A 19,145-nucleotide genomic window follows, 5' to 3' on the forward strand; every position below is an offset into this window, starting at 1 on the left:
GCGGGAGATGAGCATCGAGTTTCTGTTGACGACGCTTGTCATTGTGGCGACGCCGGGTACCGGGGTGCTGTTCACGCTGGCCGCGGGGTTGGCGCGGGGCGTGCGGGCCAGTGTGATCGCGGCCTTCGGGTGCACACTGGGGATCGTGCCGCATATGGTGGCGGCCATCACCGGGCTGGCGGCGCTGCTCAACGCCAGTGCCGTGGCGTTTCAGACCTTGAAGTACCTGGGCGTGGCGTACCTGCTCTATATGGCCTGGAATACGCTGCGGGACAAGGAAGTTCTCGCCATCTCGGAGGAGGGTGCGGAGGCCGCGCCCACCGCCGGGCGGGTGATCGTGTCCGCCGTTCTGCTCAATGTGCTGAACCCGAAGCTGACGATCTTCTTCTTCGCGTTCCTGCCGCAGTTCGTGCCGAACGGTTCGACCGGCGCCACCGTGCGCATGCTCGAACTGAGCGGGCTGTTCATGCTCGCGACATTCGTGGTGTTCGCCGTGTACGGCGCCTTCGCGGCGGGGGTGCGCGGCCGCATCATTTCCCGCCCGGCGGTCATGACGTGGATGCGCCGCGTGTTCGGGGTCTCGTTCATCGCACTCGCGGGACGGCTGGCCGTGCAGAACCAATAGGTGTGAGCTGTGCGGACTCGGGGTGGAGGCCGATATCACCATCTGGAAATTTGCCCGCATCGCTGGGCGTTTGCCATGGTGTAGGTAGTCCCGATCAGGGGCCCGGACGAGGGAGCCGTACCCGGCGTGCGACAAGACGGCCTTCGGAGGTTGTCATGTCGTGGCTGGTGCTGGTGGTGTCCGGGATTTTCGAAGCCGTGTGGGCTACCGCGCTCGGGAAGTCGGAGGGGTTCACCCGGCTCGGGCCGACCGCCGTGTTCGGCGTCGCCCTGGTGGTGAGTATGGCGGGGCTGGCGTACGCGATGCGCGGGCTGCCCGTGGGGACCGCTTATGCCGTCTGGGTGGGTATCGGGGCCGTGCTGACGGTCGTGTACTCGATGGCCACCGGGGAGGCCGCTGTCAGCGCGGTCAAGCTGGTGCTGCTCGGCGGGATCGTCGCCTGCGTGATGGGGTTGAAGTTGGTCGGGTAGACGGCTATTTGGCGGGGGCCAGTTTCACCGCGTCGGCGGGGATGGCGGGGACCGATTGGACCGTCTGGGTTTTGGCGGCGGGGTCGGGCAGTTGAAGTCGCCAGTCGTCGGAGACCCAGACGACGGTTTCGGCGGACGCGGTGATGCTGGCGTCGGAGTAAGTGGCGTAGACGGTGAGGTCGGCGCGGTCGGGGGTGTAGGCGGTGAGTTCGTAGGCGGCGATGTGGGGGGCCACGGTCTGGTTGGCGGGGGCGGTGATCGAGATCTGGGCTCGGGCCAGGACCCAGGAATCCTTGGCGGCGCCGGGGATCAGGGATATTGCGGCCACCTGGGGCCAGACGCCGTCGGGAGCCAGGGACAGGCGAGTGCTGTGGTTGATGGCGGCCAAGGCCGCGCCCTGGGGCGTGCGGGTGTAGCCCGCGGCGGTGGTACCGAGTTTGCTGGGGCCGTCGTGGCCACCGATGGGGAGTTGGACGCCCTGGTAGTTTTCCCAGCGCACGTCGGCGGGCGGGCGAGACGGATCCGCCGCCGCGGTGGTCGATTTGGCAGCGGGTTCGTCACTCAGACCGCAGGCAGAGACGGTGACGGCGGTCGCCGAGACGAGCAGGGCCACCACTGCGGCGATGAAAGTTTGCGCGTGGTGTGCTGAATTGGCGCGCACGATGATTCCTCCCGGACAACCCGAGTACGGTCGAGAAGCGTTGCGGGGACGCGAGTTCGGCGGCCGCGCGGTCGGGCTCACTCTATGACGCGGGCGGGCCGGGCGGAGGGTCTAGCAGTGTTGATCCGTTCGGTTTAACAATTCGTCACTCCTGTCACGGAACCGGTTGCGGGGACCCACGATCCGGGTAACATCAGGGCCGCAACATGATCATCGCAGGTGGTGGGGTTGATGTTGGATCATCGGGACCTGGTTCCGGTGGGCCGCCTGTGTCATCTGCCAGTGGTGCGTAATGCCCTGGCGTTCGGGGGAATCGGGTCGCGAGCCCGCTGCTGTCCGTTCGGGGAAGGGGAACTGGGGAGATGAAGACCAAACGAACGTCGATCCTGTTGTCGATGCTGCCCATCGCGCTGGTCGCGGGCCAAGGGGTCGCCGTCGCGGCGCCGGGGCAACCGGGGCTCGCCGTGCCCGGAGACGGGCAGCCGGGATTGAGCACCCAGCCCCCACCGCCCGCGGCGCCCAGCCCGGCGGATTACATTCCCGACCCGCCCATCCCAGCCCCGAACCGGCCGCGGCCCAAGCAGCAGACGACGCCCTCGCCGCAGCAGAACACGATCATTCAGCCGCAGGCCACACAGCCGCAGGGCGTAGAGCCCCAATCAGAGCAGCCGTCGGCCAATGCCCCCGAGGTAATGCCTGCTGACCCGCACAAACTCCGGGTCGGCACGGGTGGGGTTGAACTGCCCGACTGGATCGACGTCAAGACACGCGACAAGGCTCAGGCCTACCTCGACATGGCGGAGTGGCAGATTGCCGCCGCATACGACCGGATGGGCTTCTCCCCCGAAGAGTCCGACCGAATGGCCGCGTCCAGCACGATCGGTGCCGTTCTGGGCGCAGGCGGCACTGCCGCTGCAGTTCCGATCGCGGCCGTGCCAGTCGGGTGTGCGGCAGGTGCGGTAATCGGTGCTGTGGCGGGAGGTTTGATCGGTGGCATACCGACGGCCGGAATCGGTGCCCCCGCAGGCGCGGTCGTCGGCGGCATCGGCGGGTGCGTTATCGGTGGTGGCGCGGCCGCCGTCATCAGCGGTCCATTCGTGATCGCTGGAGGCGCGCTCGCAGCTCTCGCCGCCGGTGCATTGAGCGGCGGCGACGCGACAAAGCCCGCTCCCGCAATGCCAACGTCGCTCGTCGACACCGCTGGGCAGGTGCCCGGTTCGGATCCCGCGCTGGGTTCGTCCGGGGTGCAGCCGGTTTCGGCTGTCATCACGCTGCCCAGCATTCCCGCGCAGGTCGCTCAAGTGCTCGCGCCCGCGTTGCAGCAGCTCGGGGCGGTGATCGACCAGGTCGCGCCGATGGCTCAGGGGGCGGCTCCGGTTGTGCGGCAGGTCGCCACGGCGATCGAGCAGGTTGCGCCGGTGGCGCAGCAGGCGGTGCCCGCGGTGCAGGCGGTCGGGGCCGCGATCCAGCAGCAGGTGACGCCGGTCGCGCAGGCGGTGGCTCCGGTGCTGGAGCAGCCGGTGGTGCAGGCCGCGCCGGTGGTGCAGCAGGTGGTGGCCGATGCGGGACAGCAGGTTGTGGCGGCGGTGCCGCAGGCCGCGCCCGTGGTGGAGCAGGTGGTGGAAGGTGTGAACGCGCAAGTCGATTCGTTCCGGGCCGCGGTGGCGCAGATGCCCGCGATCACCCCGGAAGCCTTCATCGCCGCCCTGCAGCCCGCCCCGCCGGGCGCGTGACCGCAACGACACGGATGACGCCGTGACCGCAGACGACAACGCCGGCAGCGACTGCGCCCCCGGCCCCCTACCCGCCCAGCATGAACCCCGCGCCGCCGACCCGGCCGCCGCGGCGCACCACCACGAGCCCGGCCCGGACCGGCCGGACAGCGATTTCCTGAGGCTCGAGGCCAGCGCGCCCGAGCTCCAACCGGTCTCGACCGCGCAGCCAGGCACGCACGCACGTCCAGAAACCACCACGCCCCGAGCCGAACCCACCGCTCGGCAGGCGGGAGCGGGACCCGCTGGGACTCACCGATCGCGGGCCGAGACCGCCGATGGGGCAGAACCCGGCTCGCGGCAGGCGGAATCCGGAACGGATCAAACCGAATCCGGTCCGCACCGAGCTGAATCCGTTGCACACCAGGCCGAATCCGCGGCCACGCCCGTTGCACACCGAGCCGAATCCGCGGCCACGCGGCGGGTGCCCAAGCCCGGCGCATCGCGGCATCGACGCGAACCGGACCCGTCCCAGGATCAGGAGCCGGTGACCGAACCTGCGGTCCGTGGGGAATCGGTGGCGGGTGAAGGGTTTGGGCGGCGGCCGGTGATGCCGGAGATCGTGCCGGTCGGGGGCCTGCCGGAGGCCCGGACACAGCAGGTGGAGGTGGCGGGGTGGGCCTCGTGGCTGACGGAAGGTGCCGTCGCGGAGCCGGTTTCGGTGGGACGGGATTCCGGGTGGGACGACGAGTGGCGGGCCGTGGAGGATCTGCGGGCCGAGGATCCGATGGCGGCGCTGGTGGACGAGGCGCGGCGGCGGTCGGTGCAGACGCAGCGGCGGATGCGGATCCGGGCACGCGCCCTCGCGATTGCCGGGGTTTCACTGGCGCTCGTGGTGTTGGCGGGGATCGCGTGGCTGGTGTCGTCGGCCGGGGATTCGAGTGAACCGCAGGCCGTTCCGGGGAACAGTGCGGGCAGCACGCCCGGGGGCCCGGTGGGGACCAGTACGGCGAGCGGGAATCAGCCGGGGCTGGCCGTGTGGTGCCGGGAGTCGGATACGCCGCAGCGGGTGAGCGGGGCCGGGGCCGGGAATCTCGACAGCGGGCCCGGGGTGATCATGCGGCTCGAATACGCGTGGTACGTGCTGCGGGACGCGGCGGCGGTGCGGTCGGTGCTCAGCGCCGATGCCCGCGTCGCGCCGGAACAGGCCACGCGCGACGCGATCTCGGCGACACCGGCCGGGACCCGGCACTGCGTGACCATCACCGAGGCCGACGCCGACCGGTGGAACGTCACCGTCGACGAGAAACACCCCGACGGCACCCAGACCTCGTGGCAGCAGGTCATCACCACCGCCACCCGCGACGGACGCACCAACATCACCTCGATCATCGCCGGAAGCCGGTGAGCCATGGTCGATATCGACGACCGGCTCCGGCCACCGGCCGGCCCCGGCGGCGACGGGGAGTCGTACGACAGTGACCTGATGCGGCCCGGCCCGGCCGGGTCACCCACCGATGCGGTGCCACTGCACGGCGGGCGCGGACGACTCGTGCGGGCCGCGGTGCCCGCGGCGCTGGTGCTGGGCGGATCCGGGGCGTCGGGAGCCAGCACCACCGCGCTCGGATTGGCCGCCGCGGCCGCGGTGGACAGCGACGGCGACGTGTGGCCGGTCGTGGTGGACGCCACGCTCGGCGGCGGGGACGTGGCCTTGCGGGGATGCGATACCGCCGCACCCGTGAGCTCACTCCAGAATTGGCTCGGCACCCGCGATCCGGGGACGGCCGCCAGCGTCGGGGCCTGCTCGGGACAGACCTCCACCGGCGTACGGGTGCTGACCCGGACACCGGACCCGTTGCCGCGCAGGGAATCCCTGACCTCGGTGGCCAGATATCTCGAAAATGCCGGACTACTGGGTATTTTCGACGCCGGCGCGCCGGTCACCAGCCGGTTGGCCGCTCCCCTGCTGTCCGATCCCCGCGTCGGGCTGGTGATCACGGTGGCCGCACGGCCCGACGCCATCAACCGATTGCAGCCCGCGCTCGCCTGGCTGGACGAGAACTACAGCGAATTCGTCGTCGGTGACGCCGTCATCGTGCTCACCGAACAGGTGCCCGGCTCCGCCGCCACCGTCATCGACCACGTCCGCACCCACCTGGGCTCCTGGGTGCGCGCCGTCATCCAGATCCCCTTCGACCTGCACCTCGCCACCGGCGGCCCCATCTCCTGGCACCGGCTCGCCGCCGAAACCCGCGACGCCTACCTCACCCTGCTGGGAGCGCTGCGATGACCAGCACCCAGCTCCCAGGACCGGCGACACCCCGACCGTCCGCCTCGTGGCAACCCCGAGGGGCCGGAGCCTGGCGCACAGCCGCCACGCCCCCAGCCGACCCGAACCGGCCGCAAACACCCTCCGGCACAAACCAACCGGCCGCAAGTAGCCCGGCCGAGCGGCCCCCGAGCGAACCGATCCAGACACCCACGAGCAGCACACCACGAACAACCCTGGTCAGCACCAACCCACCGCCCCCGGATGGCGCGACTCCAATCGTTGCCAGCGGCACGCCTCCAACAGTTCCGAACGCCACAACTCCAACTATTCCGAGCAGCACGAGCACGACGACTCCGCGCAGCACGAGGACGACGGCTCCGCGCACCGCGAGCCTGACAGTTCCCGGCAACGCAAGCAGGACTATCCCGGGCAGCGCGAACCCGCCGGAACCGGACGACGGACAGCACCATCCCCAGGGCGACGTCAGCGAGCGATCGCGCGGCCGCGACATGCTCTTCGAGGCTGTCGACCAGACTCCCCCGCCGACAGGCATGCCCCCGGTCGCGATGTGGCATCGGGCCGTACCGAACCGGCCGCCCCGGCCACCGCTGCTGTGGCTGGTCGGCGTGCACGGCGGGGCGGGAGTCAGCAGCCTGGCGGCCAGTCTGCGCTGGGCCGGGGATGCCGGGCAGCGGTGGCCCGCACGGATCGGCGCGGGCGCGGACATGGATTCGCCGCTGGTGGTGCTGGTCGGGCGGAGTCATCTGCGCGGGGTCAACGCGTTGCACCGCGCGCTGCTCGCGCATCAGGCGCGGGCGACGCCCGCCGGGAGCGCGGTCGTCGGGGTACTGACGGTGGCGGATTCGGCTCGGCCGCTGCCGGTTCCGGTCGCGCAACGGCGCGAGGAGATGGAAGGACTGGCCATCGAGCTGGGCGCCCGCACCTGGCGGCTCGGGTGGCTCGAACCATGGCGGGCGCTGGAACCCTACGAGATGGCGGCCTGGGATCCCGCCGCCGGGGTGTCGCCGATGGAAGAAGGCGATCCCACCCGCACTCCCCCGCAACCGGTTCGGCTCCTGGCCGAGCAGATCCTCACCGCGGCACGCATAGCCGGGACCCGGATCACCGAACGCGCGCAACACGGCGCGGACCCAGTCGGCCCATAACCTGAACGAGGTGCGTCGTGCATCGACAACTGCTGTCCACCCGATGGTTCCGAAGCGCGGCGCTGCTCACCGCCGCCGTCTGCGTGGTGGGGACCGCGGCCGCCGGGCCCGGCGTGTTCGACCTCGCCGTGGCCCACGGCGGCCCGCCCGACACCACGGTGCCCATCGACAAATGCCCGGCCCTGTACGCGCTCGGCATCCAGGGCACCGGCGAATCCTCCCCCGACGCCGCCGTCACCACCGACACCGGGATGCTGTCGGAAGTGTTCCGGCCCATGATGGCCGACGCCGGGGACGGCCTCGTCGACCGCGCCTACGTGCCCTACGAGGCGTCCTTCGGCGGCGTGGTCGCCGTCTCCAAGACCACCTACAGCCAGTCGGTGACCGGCGGCCTGGAACGACTGCGGTCCATGGCGAAACAGATCACCGACCGGTGCCCGAACACACGGCTCGCCATCGCCGGATACTCGCAGGGCGCGCACGTGGCCTCGGTGTTCGCGCAGGAGGTCGGGGCGGGCAAGGGGACCGTGCCCGCCGAGAAGGTCGCGGCCGTCGCCCTGTTCGGCGACCCGAACCGCAACGCCAACGCGCCGCTGTTCCCTGGCAAACCGGATCAGAAACTGCCCACCGCCGCACCCGGAACCGACGGGAAAACGGTTGCCGGGCTGGGTGATCCGCCCGCCACCAAGACCGCCTCCGGTGCGGGCATCGCACCCGACTCCGGCACGCTGGAGAACTTCGGGTCGCTGGTCGGGCGGGTCGCCGAATTCTGCACCGAAGGCGACCTGGCCTGCGACACACCCGTCGGCGCGCCGCTGGTGCGGACCGTCGCCAATATCGCCGGGCAGGTGGAGCTTTCGGCCGGAGACCCGATCGGATCGCTGAAGTCGATCGCGGAGGCGCTGGCCTTCACCTCCATCAAGACCGCCACCTCCGTGGTGAACAAGGACCTGTCGGGGACCTCGCTCACCGACATGTCGTACCAGCCGCAGAAATCCATCTCACAGCGCATCGCCGACGCCTCCAACCCCAATACCCAGGTCGAGATCCCCGGCGCGTTCCAGGCGCTGCTGAAGGTCGGCACCATCGCCATCAACTCCATCGTGGCCGTGGTGAAAGACATTCTCACGCCGGGCAATATCGCCGAGATCGCCACCGCCGGACTCGCGAATCCGATCGCCGGACTGGCCGTGTTCGGGGCGAAACTGGTCGGGGCCGCGGCCAACCTGCTGCCGCCCACCACCATCAGCAGACTCACCACGCAGGCGTTCTCCGCCGTCACCCAGAACGTCACGGACAACAAGGATCTGCTCGACATCACCACGTGGGTGCGGTACTGGGACACCGCGCAGAAGCACGACTACACCCACGCCCAGGGCGCGGGATTCGGGGCCAGCCCGACCGACTGGGTGGGACAGTGGTTCGCTGCCGTCGCGCACGATCTGTCCGGAGCCGCGACACCCGGGGCCACACCGCGCGGCGGTAGCGACAAGCCCAGCGTGGGAATGGATTTCGCGGGCACCACCACCGCGACCACCACGGTCGCGCCGGGCGGGCAGTTCCCGCTCGGCGGGGCCACCACGCCGTCGAGCGGGGCGGCCGCCACCGTGCCGAGCGGCCTGCTCACCACGACGCCGAGCAGCGGGGCTCCACTGATTCCCAACCTCGTCCCGCAGGCGACGCCATGAGCACCACCGAATCAGGATCGCGGACAACGGGTCCGGGGGCGGAACCGCCCACCCCCGCGACCGAGGGCGCGTACACCGGCAGCTGGGCCGACTGGATCACCGGCGCGAGCGGGCCGCCGCCGCGGGACGAGTATGCGGGGTCGACGCGCGGCCACGACGTCTACAACGCCTACCACGACGATCCCGACGACGGATACGACGAGTTCTACGACGACGAGACCGGGGACTACGAGGCCGCAGAATACGATGCCGCGGAATACGAGGCGCGGCACCGAGCCGAACACAGCACGACCGACAACCGATCAGCCCATGGACGATCCGATGTCTGGACCGCGGACGACGTCTCCCCGGCGCGGACAGGCGGTGGGCCGTCGCACGCGAGGAGTGCGGAGCCGCCACAGACCCGGGAGAGCGAGCCTGCCTCGCGGTACCGGGCGCCGCACCCGGCATCGCAGGTACACCAGCCGTCCGCGCACCCGGCGTCGTCAGCACATCAGCCGTCCCCGCACCCCGCGTCGTCAGCACACCAGCCGTCAACGCATCCGACACCGTCGTCCCGTGAGGCCGCCGCGCACCGCACCCGGACCGCACACGATTCCCCTCGTGCCCAGGCGGTGTACGACTCCCTGCAGGATCGGGCGTCGAGCGACTTCACCCCGCCCCGCGAGCGCGGATCCTCGGAATGGGGGTTCCCGGACGAACGCCGACCGCTGAAGCGAGCGCCCCACCCGACCCGATCGGGGCCGCGATTCCGGTTCCCCGCCACCGGCGAACGCGGGTGGGCGGTCCCGGTGCTGGGCGCACTGGCCGCGATCGTGGTCACGGCGGCGATCGCCGTGCAGATCGCCAAGGTCGGCGAGGGCGACGACCAGCGCGCGAAGGCCGCGGCCACCACGCCCGCGGCGGCACCGGTCGCCGGCGCTCCCGCCACGACCGCCGCCACCGATCAACCCGCGTCCGGGCTGCCCGCCAACCTGTGCCCCAACGAGGCCAAGGGCGGCACCGTCCGCGGCAACGGGCCGGGCAGCACGCGGTCCGGACCGGAGGCGATCCTCGCACTCCAGAACCGGTATTACGTCGACCGATCCGGCAAGGCCGTGCGCGAGATGTACGCACCCGACGCACCCGCGCCGTCCATCGAACAGATTCAGGCGGGCATCGACTCCATACCGGTCGGCACCAGCTACTGCGTGCAGATCATGCCCGGGCCGTTCGACGGCCAGCACGTCATGGTCGTCACTGAGCAGCATCCCGACGCCACCAAACGCACCTGGGCCCCGCAACTGGTCATCACCACGCAGTTCGGCGGCGCGACCCTCATCTCGGCACTGGTCCCGATGAGCGAGGACACCCCGAAATAGCCGGTACGACCCGGCCCGGAAGGCGAGGTGGCACGCAGGGGTACTCAGGGTTTGCCAGGGCGTTTTGGAATTGGCGCGCCGGTGGGCTAATGTTCTCTCTCGCAGCCGGACGGGCGGAGACGCCGGAACGGAAGCGATGCGGATGTAGCGCAGCTGGTAGCGCATCACCTTGCCAAGGTGAGGGTCGCGAGTTCGAATCTCGTCATCCGCTCAACATGACAACGAAAGTTGTTCTCGCGCAGTAGATCTGGCGCACATTCCCGGGCATGTCGGCGCGAATTCGCGGTACCTTTGCAGGGTGACCATGTTGCTCAGCGCCTTCCACGACACTGTGCTCTCCCAGTATGACCTCGTGTCTGCCCCACTCGCCCAGCTCGGTAACCCGACCCCGGAGACTCCCCCGGTCGCGGACAAACTCATGAAGCTGGTTCGCTACTTCACCTGGTTCGTGCTGCTGTCAGGCGTCATGGCCATCACCTACGCCGGCGGCCGGTTCGCCTGGGAGAAGTGGTCGGGCAGCGGGCTCGCCTCGCCGAAGATGGTGGCCGGCGCGATGATCGGCGGCATCGTCGCCACCAGCGCGGGCACCATCATGAACGCCGTCCTCTGACCCTCCCGCGCGTACAGCGCCGACTGTCGGTGGCCCCGGCTACGCTCGTCGAACAGACTGGCGAACACGGGTAGGGGCCGCCTTGACGACGAGCGACACACGCACCGCGCGCACCTTGTTGCGCGACGACCCGGCAGACGGGGTCGACTTCGGGCTGGAGCACGTCCACGAAGTCCTGGCGGGCCTCGCCGCCGAGGTGGCGGCCGACCGGCCCCGCGATGCCGAACTCATCACCTGCCGACTCGGACTCGACGGCGAGAACCCCGAAACGCTGACCCTGCTCGGCGCGCGCTTCGGGGTCTCGCGCGACCGGGCCCGCCAGCTCTACACCCGCGCGGTCGGCGCCATGCTGCGTCAGACCCTCGCCACCGGCCAGCCCGACCTGTCGGTATTCGCACAGCGCTACCCCGTCGGCCACGGCGACGAACGCCTCGTGCGCGCCCTGCTCGCCGAAACCTATGCCACCGACGGCGATATCGCCGCCCAGGACTGGGCCTACCTGAAACTCCGCCTCGCCGGACACGACCTCCAGGACGCGAAACGCCTGGCGGGCTTCGTGTTCCAGCGCATCGCGGGCTGGCAGCAGAAGGGGCGCTGGCACCTGCTGCCGACGTCGGGGCAGGACGGGTCCGGCGTAGCGCGCCACGCACCCGGCACCGCGGGCGATGCCACGGCCGCCGTAACCGACCACCACTCAACCAGCGCCGCAGGCGATCCCGCGATCACCCCGGCCGCACGACGCGCATCGGGCACCTCGGCGGATCCCTCGGCCACGGTTGCCACGCGACGGGTCCCCGGCGCCGACCGGGCCGCCGCGGTCACGACCGCCGATGCGGGAGACGACATCTGGGCTCCGTGGCTGCGCCGCGTCGAATGGCCCGAGGGCGGGAGCTCCGAGCCGCTGCCCACCCTCCCGGCGGGCCGCCTCGACTACGACGACGACAGCCGCGGCCACATGTTCTCCGAAAAGCTCGGCCGCGAAGTCACTTTCGACACCGCGTTGCAGGCCCGCCTGCTGCGCCTACTCGACACCAGCCCGGTAGTCGAGACCTTCCGCGAACTCCCGGTCGCCGTCACCTACGACCTCGACGGCAGCGAGCGCGTCCACTACCCCACGGCCGCAGCCACCTTCACCGACGGCCGCACCGTCCTCATCGACGTCTCCCCCCTCGCCCACACGGCCCTGCACCCTCAGCGCACCCGAGCCGCCGCCTCCCGCGCGGCCGCCTTCACCCGCGGCTGGGGCTGGCTCACCTGGACCGGTAGCCGCCAGGGCCTCCCAGAACTGCTGTCCCGCAAGGTGGACACCCACCACGAGTCCGCCCTGCTGAGCCGCCTCTCCCAAGGCCCTCTCACCTGGCCCGCCCTCGACACCTTCCGCACCGAGAGCGGACTCACCCTCCTCGACCTCGCCGCCCTGGTCCACCGCCACGACTGGCAGTGGCACCGAGGCCCCTTCCGTCTCACCCGCTGACCACCGAGATCAGGGAGCATCCACCGAGGAATCTCGCCCGATTCCCGGCCAGGACCGCTCCGTGATCTTGGTACGGACCGCGCCGGTCGCGACTGTGACCGCTGCCGGTACGGAAACACGAAGCGGCGCACCGTGATCAAGCGGATGCAACCCGCGCCTGGTCACGGCGGCAGCCGAGGGAGGCGCCCGAGTGATCGTGAACCTGGCAGGTCGGACGGGCAGGACGGCAGCGGCTCCCGACGCCCCGGCCGGTATCAGCACACCTCTCGCCGATAACCGCGCGCCTCCAGAACGCTCATCGGATGTCTCGACGGCGGCGAGCAGGTGCGCGATCACGGGGTGGCGGTCCCGAACCAGCGGGACAGCGCCATCAGGAGGTTTTGTTGGTCCGAGCCCGCCCAGGCTATGTGGCCGTCGGGGCGGAGCAGGAGGGCCGGCGCGGCGAGTTGGTCGCTGATGTCGACCACGTGGTCGACTCGGTCGGACCAGCCGGTGATCGAGAGCGTGCCGGTTTGGTCGAGGAGGAGGCCGCGGGCCTGGTGCATGTGTTCGTAGAGCCGGCCGTTCTTCAGGGGCACGTCGCGTTGGCGGCGGCCGATCAGGTCGTCGGCGGAGCCGAGGTCGTAGCGGATATTGAGGGCGGTGACCTTTTCGATCAGGTAGCGGTGGACGTCCTCGATCTCCATGAGTTCGGTCAGGATGCGGCGGATGGCTTGCTGGCCGGGTTCGAGCGAGGTCAGTTCGCTGGAGGCACGGGCGGTGGTGAGGACGTCGGCGGCCACGGGGCGGCGTTCGGATTCGTAGGTGTCGAGGAGATCGGCCGGGGCCCAGCCGGATACGGCGGCGGCCAGTTTCCAGCCGAGGTTCACCGCGTCCTGGACGCCCAGGTTCAGGCCCTGGCCACCGTTCGGGGGGTGGATGTGGGCGGCGTCGCCCGCGAGGAAGACGCGGTCCACGCGGTAGCGGTCGGCGAGGCGGGTGGCATCGCCGAAACGGGACAGCCAGCGCGGGGAATGGGCTCCGAAATCGGTGCCCGCCAGAGCGCGAACCTGGCGGGTGAGGTCATCGAGGGTGGGCGGGGTGTCACCGTCCTCGGCGAGGCCGTCAGCGGGGGCGCCCAGGCGGTAGACACCGTTGCCGAGCGGGACCGCGCCGAAACGACGGTGGGTCTTGTGGACCTCCATGACCGTCGCCATCACCTCGTCCTGCGGGGCGGTGAGTTCGACCTCGCCGAGCAGGGTTTCGAAGCGGGCCGCTTCGCCCGGGAAGTCGACGCCCACCAGTTTGCGGATGGTGGAGCGGCCGCCGTCACTGCCGACCAGGTAGCGCGAGCGCACTGTGGAACCGTCCGCCAGTTCGGCCGTGACACCTGTGGCGTCCCGGGTCAGCCCGGTCACCAGCACGCCGTAGCGGATCTCGACGCCGAGCTCGACCGCCCACTCGGCCAGCAGGCGATCGGTGATCGGCTGTGGCAGGCCGAGAACGAACGGGAACGAGCTGTCCAACGTCAACGGCTTCGACGGGACGATCCCGGCGAAGAACGCGCTCGGGTCGTGCTGCTTGCCCAGCGCCACGAACCGATCCGCGACCCCGCGCTGATCGAGCACCTCCAGACTGCGCGCGTGCATCCCCATCGCCCGCACCACCTTGGTCGGCTCCGGATCGCGCTCCAGCACGACCACCGCGACCCCGTGCAACCGCAGCTCCGCGGCCAGCATCAACCCCGTCGGCCCGGCCCCGACAATAGTCACATCGACCATGAACGCCCTCCTGATTTCCGCAGGTCATCGCCTTACGGTCGACGATTCTGCGGTATACCCGGGGCCTTGCCGCAAGCCCCCCACTGCGATATACGTTGAAGGGGGAGGGAAATTCGAACGCGATCGTCTACTTCAGGACGAGTCCCGCGGCGATGAACGTCACGATCACCATGACCGCGAACCAGGTGATCAGCTGCCAGTGCATGATCGCCGACTTCTGGGCCGCGACCGTCAAGCGCAAGGTGGCGTCCACACGATTGTGGTCGGCGATGCGGCGACGGGTCTGAGCCAGGTCGTCGGCCTGCTGCTGAGCCGCGATCTCGGCGCGCTCCAGGCGGTGGGTCAGGCGCAGCAGCTGTTTGGACTTGTCGCGGGTGGCCTTGCGGGCCAGCGCCAGCGCGGTGCGCTGATTGGTGAGTTCCTGACGCTGGCGTGCGATGACCGCGGCCTGCGTGCGGGTGTGGCGCTCCCAGTCGGTCACTGTCGCCCATCCTCCCGTGTGTTCGTCACGGCAGCCGAACGCTATCTCGGCGGCCACCCAGCCCGTCACGAATTCGTCCAGTTCGCATGAGGTTTGGCGGGCCGACACTACACCGCCCGGCCCGGCGGTCAGCAACCCGCCGGTCACCCGGTACTCGCGGCCCTCAGCCGCGAAATCGTCGAGGCCCAGCGCGGGCAGCTGCGCGGTCCAGAACCCCGGGGGGCAGATCCAGAGGACTTCACCGCACCCGCCGGTCCGCAGCTCGGCCGTGATCAACCGGGCACGCGTCAATTCCGGTGGCGCACTGGATACCTCGATGGCACAGGTGCGATCACCCTTGCGCCACAACACATCCACGGTGTGCGCGCCGACCATCGTACCCAGGCGCACCTCCTCGGCTCCGGCCGCGAGCAGTTGCCCGCGCAACCAGAACTCCAGCCGTCGTACATCCTGACGGCAGTCCGCGCAGTCGGATTCCCGGCACCGCTCCCCCGCCGCATGACCCTTGCCCGCAGCACGACCCTTACCCGCCGCGGCCGGCGAATCCGATACCGCCGCCGCGGGATTCACGCGCAAGACCGGGTCGGCCAGAGCCACCGCCCGGTCGCGCGGACCATCCGCTCGCCTCATGCTCACAAGATCACCCCAGCCACCACACTCACCGCAGGGGCCGCTCCCGCCTCATCGGAAACCACCAGCCCTAGCTGTCACTTCCAGAGTGCCGCAGCGCATGCACCTACCGGCAGCAAAGCGACCAGATTCGTTACGCAACCGCGAGCCGCGTGTGATCAAGCGCGTCGCGGTTCGTAACCGTCGACCGCAATGCCGAGACCGATCTTCACGCCATGACCATAGTCGTGACCGGCCACGCCCCGATCGGTCCGTCCGCGATGCCCCCGGCGCTGTCCGGGATGCCCGCTCGCGCCCCCGCCGCTACTCTTTCGAAATGCTCCCGCCGCAGTCCCCGAACCCGCAGCTCAGCGCACTACACCCCACCCTGAGGGCGGCGCGCGCCGCCAACTCGGTGGCGTTCGCGCTGCAGGGGTTCTTCCTGGCCGTCATCCTCACCGAACTTCCGCAGCAGAAGGACAAATTCGGGCTCACCGACGGCCTGATCGTGGCCTCGGTCGCGATGATCTCGCTGCTCGCCGGGGCCGGCAGCATCACCGCCGAGCGGATCGCGCTGCGCTGGTCGAGCCGGACCGCGCTGCGGATCGGGCTGGCATTGATCGCGGTGGCGGGCGCGGCAATCGCGGTATCGCCGAACAAGATCGCGCTCTTCGCGGCGCTCGCGGTGTACGGCATCGCGCTGGGCATCGTCGACGCCGGAACCAATATGCAGGCGGTGTTCATTCAGCACGGCTACGGCCGCTTCGTGCTCGTCTCCTTCTACGCGGCCTGGAGCGCGGGATCGATCGCGGGCGCACTGCTGGTGTCGGCGTTCGAGAAACTGCACGTGCCGCTGACAGCCTCCATCCTGATCGCCGCCGCGGTGGTGCTGGCCGGGTGCCTGGCCGCCGGACCGCGCCTGCTGGGCACCGACGAGGCCGAAGCCGGTCCGGCCGAACAGGAAACGACCAGTTCGGTGCCGGTGCGCGTCTTCTGGATCTTCGGCACGGTGATCGCACTCGCCTTCGCCATCGACCTCGCGGTCGGCAACTGGTCGGCGCTGTACCTGAAGGACGAACTGCTGTCGTCCTCCGCGACCGCCGCGCTCGCACTGGCCGCCTACCAGGGCGCTTCGCTGCTCGGCCGCCTCACCGGTGACATGTGGGTGCGCCGCTTCGGCCCGCGCACCGTGGTGCGGACCGCCGCCGCGGTCGGCTCGATCGGCCTGGTGATCGTGGTGTCCGCGCCGGGACCGGCGGTGGCGATCCTCGGATTCCTGGTCGCCGGAATCGGCTTGCCGGTGATCGCGCCGTTGTGCTTCAGCGAAGCCGGGCAACTCACCAGTGGCCGCGACCTCGACGCGCTCATCGCGCGGCTCAACCTGTTCAACTACGCGGGCACGCTGGTCGGCGGCGCGGTGGTGGGCGTGCTCGCCGACGCCGTGAACATGCGGGCCGGATTCGCGATTCCGCTCGCCTTCGCGGTGCTGCTGATCGGGTTCGCGCGTGTCTTCCACCCGCGCGCCACCACCGTCCCCTCGCCCACCGAGCCAGCGGCGGAGCCTGCTTGACTGGACGCATGAGCGACGCCATAGCAATCGAACCGGCGGTCACCGACGATGCCGACGAGCTCGCCGCCGTGGCCGCCGTGACCTTCCCGCTGGCCTGCCCGCCCGGATCGACACCCGAGGACATGGCGGCGTTCATCGCCGAGGTGCTGTCGGCGGACCGGTTCCGCGAGTACCTCGACGACGGGGAGCGGTCGGTGCTCAAGGCGGTCCTGGACGAGAAGATCGTCGGCTACGCGCTGCTCAACGCGATGCCGCCCGCGAACCCCGACGTCGCAGCCGTCGTCACACATCGCCCGGTGACCGAGCTCAGCAAGATGTACGTGCTGCCGGGCCAGCACGGCAACGGGGTGTCCGCGGCCCTGATGCGCGCCGCCCTGAAGACGGCGCGCACCGGCGGCGACATCGCGGTGTGGCTGGGCGTGAACCAGGAGAACGTGCGCGCCCAGCGCTTCTACACCAAACACGGCTTCACCGTGGCGGGCACCAAGACCTTCACCGTCGGGAGCCGGCTCCACCACGACTACGTCATGCTGCACCGGTTCTGACCCGCCGCCCGCGAGCGGCGACCGTACCGGTAACCGCCGATTCGGTATCGCCCGTGACCAATTCGACGTGGCGGCCCCGGAACCGCTGCCGCATACGGCGGTCGTGGGTGACCAGGACCACCGCGCCGGTGTAGCCGTCCAGGGCCTGTTCCAGATCCTCGACCAGGCTCGGGGACAGGTGGTTGGTCGGCTCGTCGAGCAGGAGCAGATCCACCGGATCGGTGACCAGACGGGCCAATTCGACGCGGCGGCGCTGACCGTAGGACAGCTCGCCCAACCGCAGGCCCAGGTCGGCCGGGCGGAACAGGCCCAGTGCCAGCAGCGTGTCGGCATGCTCGTCCGGATAGCCGGTACGGCCGGACGCGAACGCCTCCAGCACCGTTCGATCCGCCGGACCCGCCGCGTCCTCCTGCCGCAGATGCCCGACCCGGCCGCGGACCGTGACCAGGCCCGAGTCGGCGGCCAGCTCACCGGCCAGCAGCCGCAGCAGCGTGGTCTTGCCCGCGCCATTGGGCCCGGTCACCAGCAGACGATCGGCCGCGCCGATCCGCAGCCAGTCCAGGCGCAGACGGCCCTGCACCACAACCGAACTCACCTCAGCGACCGGTGGCAGCGCCCGACCCGGCAGCGCCGCAGCGCCGCGTGCCCGCGCCGCTTCCTGCGACACCGCTGGATCGAACGACGCCAGGGACTGCTGCGGCACCGCTGGATCTGGTGACGCCACGGACTCTTGCAGCACCACCGGATCTACCGACGACACCGGCTCCTGCGACGCCGCCGGATCTACCGACACCACAAGGTCCTGCGGCACCGCCGGATCTACCGGCAGCACAGACTCCCGCGGCAGCGCGGACCCCGCCGACAGCACCGACTCCTGCGGCTGCGGCGCGGCCGGCGCACCCGGGAGGGCGAGATCGGCGGTGAAGCGGAGTGGATCCGGGGGTGGGGCGATGGGATTCGTGGTCAGGCGGGACACCCTTTCCTTGGCGTTGCGGATGCGGGATTGCGCGCCGTGGCCGCGGCTGCGGGTCCGGAAGGGACCCGCGGCGAAGACCGCCAGGGGGAGCTTGCGCGGAATCGCGTCCAGGCGTGCGACATTCGAATCCGCGAGGCGGCGGTTGCGGGACAGTTCGGCACGCCAGCGGTCGTGCTCCTGTTGCCGGCGGTGGCGTTCGGCGGCCTTGGCGGTGAGGTAGCCGGCGTAGCCGTTGCCGTGGCGGGTGACAGCGCCCGCGTCCACCTCGAGCACGATCTTGGTGATGCGCTCGAGGAAGACGCGGTCGTGGGTCACCGCGACCACCGTGCCGGAATGCTCCCGCAGGTGACGTTCCAGCCATTCGACCGCGCTGTCGTCGAGGTCGTTGGCGGGCTCGTCGAGCAGCAGCAGTTCCGGCGACGAGGCCAGGGTGGCCGCCAGCGCCAGCCGCCGCCGCTGACCGCCGGACAGCGTGCCCAGCAATCGATTTCGGTCCAGGTCCGGCAGGCCGAGGCCGTGCAGGGCCGCGTCCATCCGGGCGTCGACGGTGTAGCCGCCCCGCGCCTCGAAGCGGGCCACCAGATCGGTGTACGCGTCGAGCCGCTTGCCGAGCGGCCCCGGGGCGACGAGATCGGCTTCGGCCGTGCGCATCCGGGACTCCAGGTCCCGAAAATCGCTGAGCGCCAGGTCGATCGCATCGGCGACGGTCGCGGTGGGCGGGAGCTCCAAGGTTTGCGCCAGGTAGCCGATACCGCCCGCCGCCCGCACGACGACATCACCGTTGTCGGGCAGGTCGCGACCGGCGATGAGCCGCAACAGAGTCGACTTCCCGGCCCCGTTGTCGCCGACGATGCCGACCTTCTCACCGGGCCGGATGGACAGGCTCACCTCGTCGAGCACCACGCGATCGGCGTAGCGCTTGGTGACGCCGGACAGGCTCAGCTGGGATACCGCGGAGGGTTGGAGGGTAAGCACAGGGGTCTCCTGTTCTGGCTCGCGCACGAGCCGGAGCGTTGGGGAACCCACGCGAGAATCGATCGCCGACAGGCGAATACGAGCCGCTGACCAGCGGATACGCGTGGGGAGGGAGTCGCGGCGGAGCAGGTGCTCAACGCGGCGACGCGATCACAAGAAAAGGAAACCGAAACCCATGAGGACTCGAACG

16 protein-coding genes, 1 tRNA gene and 1 riboswitch are annotated in these 19,145 nt (G+C 70.4%); of the genes, 13 read left to right on the plus strand and 4 right to left on the minus strand.

Features of this window, described 5'->3' with window-relative positions; all coding sequences use genetic code 11:
- Positions 1–7: 7 nt before the first annotated feature.
- Both ACFYTS_RS19205 and ACFYTS_RS19210 read left to right on the plus strand, forming a co-directional pair.
- Positions 8–625 carry a LysE family translocator gene (locus ACFYTS_RS19205; protein WP_357283172.1) on the plus strand — a complete coding sequence of 206 codons (618 nt, stop codon included), beginning with the start codon at positions 8–10 and terminating at the stop codon, positions 623–625.
- 82 nt (positions 626–707) lie between these two features.
- Positions 708–771, plus strand: a riboswitch (guanidine-III (ykkC-III) riboswitch).
- Between the two features lie 9 nt (positions 772–780).
- Positions 781–1,095, plus strand: a complete 315-nt coding sequence (locus tag ACFYTS_RS19210; RefSeq protein WP_357283170.1) for an SMR family transporter — start codon at positions 781–783, stop codon at positions 1,093–1,095.
- A gap of 4 nt (positions 1,096–1,099) precedes the next feature.
- Here the strand turns inward: ACFYTS_RS19210 and ACFYTS_RS19215 are convergent, their stop codons facing one another.
- Complete coding sequence (locus tag ACFYTS_RS19215; protein ID WP_387306010.1) at positions 1,100–1,756, minus strand: hypothetical protein; 657 nt, start codon at positions 1,754–1,756, stop codon at positions 1,100–1,102.
- Between the two features lie 362 nt (positions 1,757–2,118).
- On the opposite strand from ACFYTS_RS19215, the gene ACFYTS_RS19220 reads away from it, so the two are divergent.
- The 9 genes from ACFYTS_RS19220 to ACFYTS_RS19260 all read left to right on the plus strand — a co-directional run bounded on the left by ACFYTS_RS19220 (position 2,119) and on the right by ACFYTS_RS19260 (position 12,039).
- Positions 2,119–3,489 carry a hypothetical protein gene (locus ACFYTS_RS19220; protein ID WP_387306012.1) on the plus strand — a complete coding sequence of 457 codons (1,371 nt, stop codon included), beginning with the start codon at positions 2,119–2,121 and terminating at the stop codon, positions 3,487–3,489.
- Positions 3,490–4,015: 526 nt separating this feature from the next.
- Positions 4,016–4,876 carry a hypothetical protein gene (locus tag ACFYTS_RS19225; RefSeq protein ID WP_387306014.1) on the plus strand — a complete coding sequence of 287 codons (861 nt, stop codon included), beginning with the start codon at positions 4,016–4,018 and terminating at the stop codon, positions 4,874–4,876.
- 3 nt (positions 4,877–4,879) lie between these two features.
- Positions 4,880–5,758 (plus strand): MinD/ParA family protein, encoded by an 879-nt coding sequence (locus ACFYTS_RS19230; RefSeq protein ID WP_387306016.1) that lies wholly within the window; start codon positions 4,880–4,882, stop codon positions 5,756–5,758.
- A gap of 491 nt (positions 5,759–6,249) precedes the next feature.
- Complete coding sequence (locus tag ACFYTS_RS19235) at positions 6,250–6,906, plus strand: hypothetical protein (protein WP_387306018.1); 657 nt, start codon at positions 6,250–6,252, stop codon at positions 6,904–6,906.
- 17 nt (positions 6,907–6,923) lie between these two features.
- Positions 6,924–8,594, plus strand: coding sequence for a cutinase family protein (locus ACFYTS_RS19240; RefSeq protein ID WP_387306019.1), 1,671 nt, complete (start codon positions 6,924–6,926; stop codon positions 8,592–8,594).
- Entirely contained in the window at positions 8,591–9,955 is a 1,365-nt protein-coding gene (locus ACFYTS_RS19245; protein WP_387306021.1) for a hypothetical protein, read from the plus strand. Before ACFYTS_RS19240 ends, ACFYTS_RS19245 begins: the two co-directional genes overlap by 4 nt.
- A gap of 138 nt (positions 9,956–10,093) precedes the next feature.
- Positions 10,094–10,166: transfer RNA gene (locus tag ACFYTS_RS19250), tRNA-Gly, on the plus strand.
- Between the two features lie 93 nt (positions 10,167–10,259).
- Entirely contained in the window at positions 10,260–10,565 is a 306-nt protein-coding gene (locus ACFYTS_RS19255) for a hypothetical protein (protein WP_357094104.1), read from the plus strand.
- Between the two features lie 82 nt (positions 10,566–10,647).
- The gene (locus ACFYTS_RS19260) at positions 10,648–12,039 is read left to right on the plus strand and encodes a hypothetical protein (protein WP_387306023.1); all 1,392 of its coding nucleotides are present in this window, start codon (positions 10,648–10,650) and stop codon (positions 12,037–12,039) included.
- A 332-nt stretch (positions 12,040–12,371) separates the two neighbouring features.
- Here ACFYTS_RS19260 and rox read toward each other — a convergent pair whose 3' ends face one another.
- On the minus strand, positions 12,372–13,799 hold the full coding sequence (rox, locus tag ACFYTS_RS19265; protein ID WP_387306025.1) for a rifampin monooxygenase: 1,428 nt from the start codon (positions 13,797–13,799) through the stop codon (positions 12,372–12,374).
- Positions 13,800–13,926: 127 nt separating this feature from the next.
- Entirely contained in the window at positions 13,927–14,910 is a 984-nt protein-coding gene (locus tag ACFYTS_RS19270; RefSeq protein ID WP_357283155.1) for a hypothetical protein, read from the minus strand.
- Between the two features lie 316 nt (positions 14,911–15,226).
- Between ACFYTS_RS19270 and ACFYTS_RS19275 the strand changes: the two genes are divergently transcribed.
- Positions 15,227–16,459, plus strand: coding sequence for an MFS transporter (locus ACFYTS_RS19275; RefSeq protein WP_387306027.1), 1,233 nt, complete (start codon positions 15,227–15,229; stop codon positions 16,457–16,459).
- An 8-nt stretch (positions 16,460–16,467) separates the two neighbouring features.
- Positions 16,468–17,004: a GNAT family N-acetyltransferase gene (locus tag ACFYTS_RS19280; RefSeq protein ID WP_387306029.1), complete on the plus strand. Its 537-nt coding sequence runs from the start codon at positions 16,468–16,470 to the stop codon at positions 17,002–17,004.
- Here the strand turns inward: ACFYTS_RS19280 and ACFYTS_RS19285 are convergent.
- On the minus strand, positions 16,985–18,955 hold the full coding sequence (locus ACFYTS_RS19285; RefSeq protein ID WP_387306031.1) for an ABC-F family ATP-binding cassette domain-containing protein: 1,971 nt from the start codon (positions 18,953–18,955) through the stop codon (positions 16,985–16,987). The two genes, ACFYTS_RS19280 and ACFYTS_RS19285, sit on opposite strands and share 20 nt — an antisense overlap.
- Positions 18,956–19,145 lie beyond the last annotated feature (190 nt).

Source organism: Nocardia sp. NPDC004151 (assembly GCF_042874235.1).
Lineage (GTDB): Bacteria > Actinomycetota > Actinomycetes > Mycobacteriales > Mycobacteriaceae > Nocardia.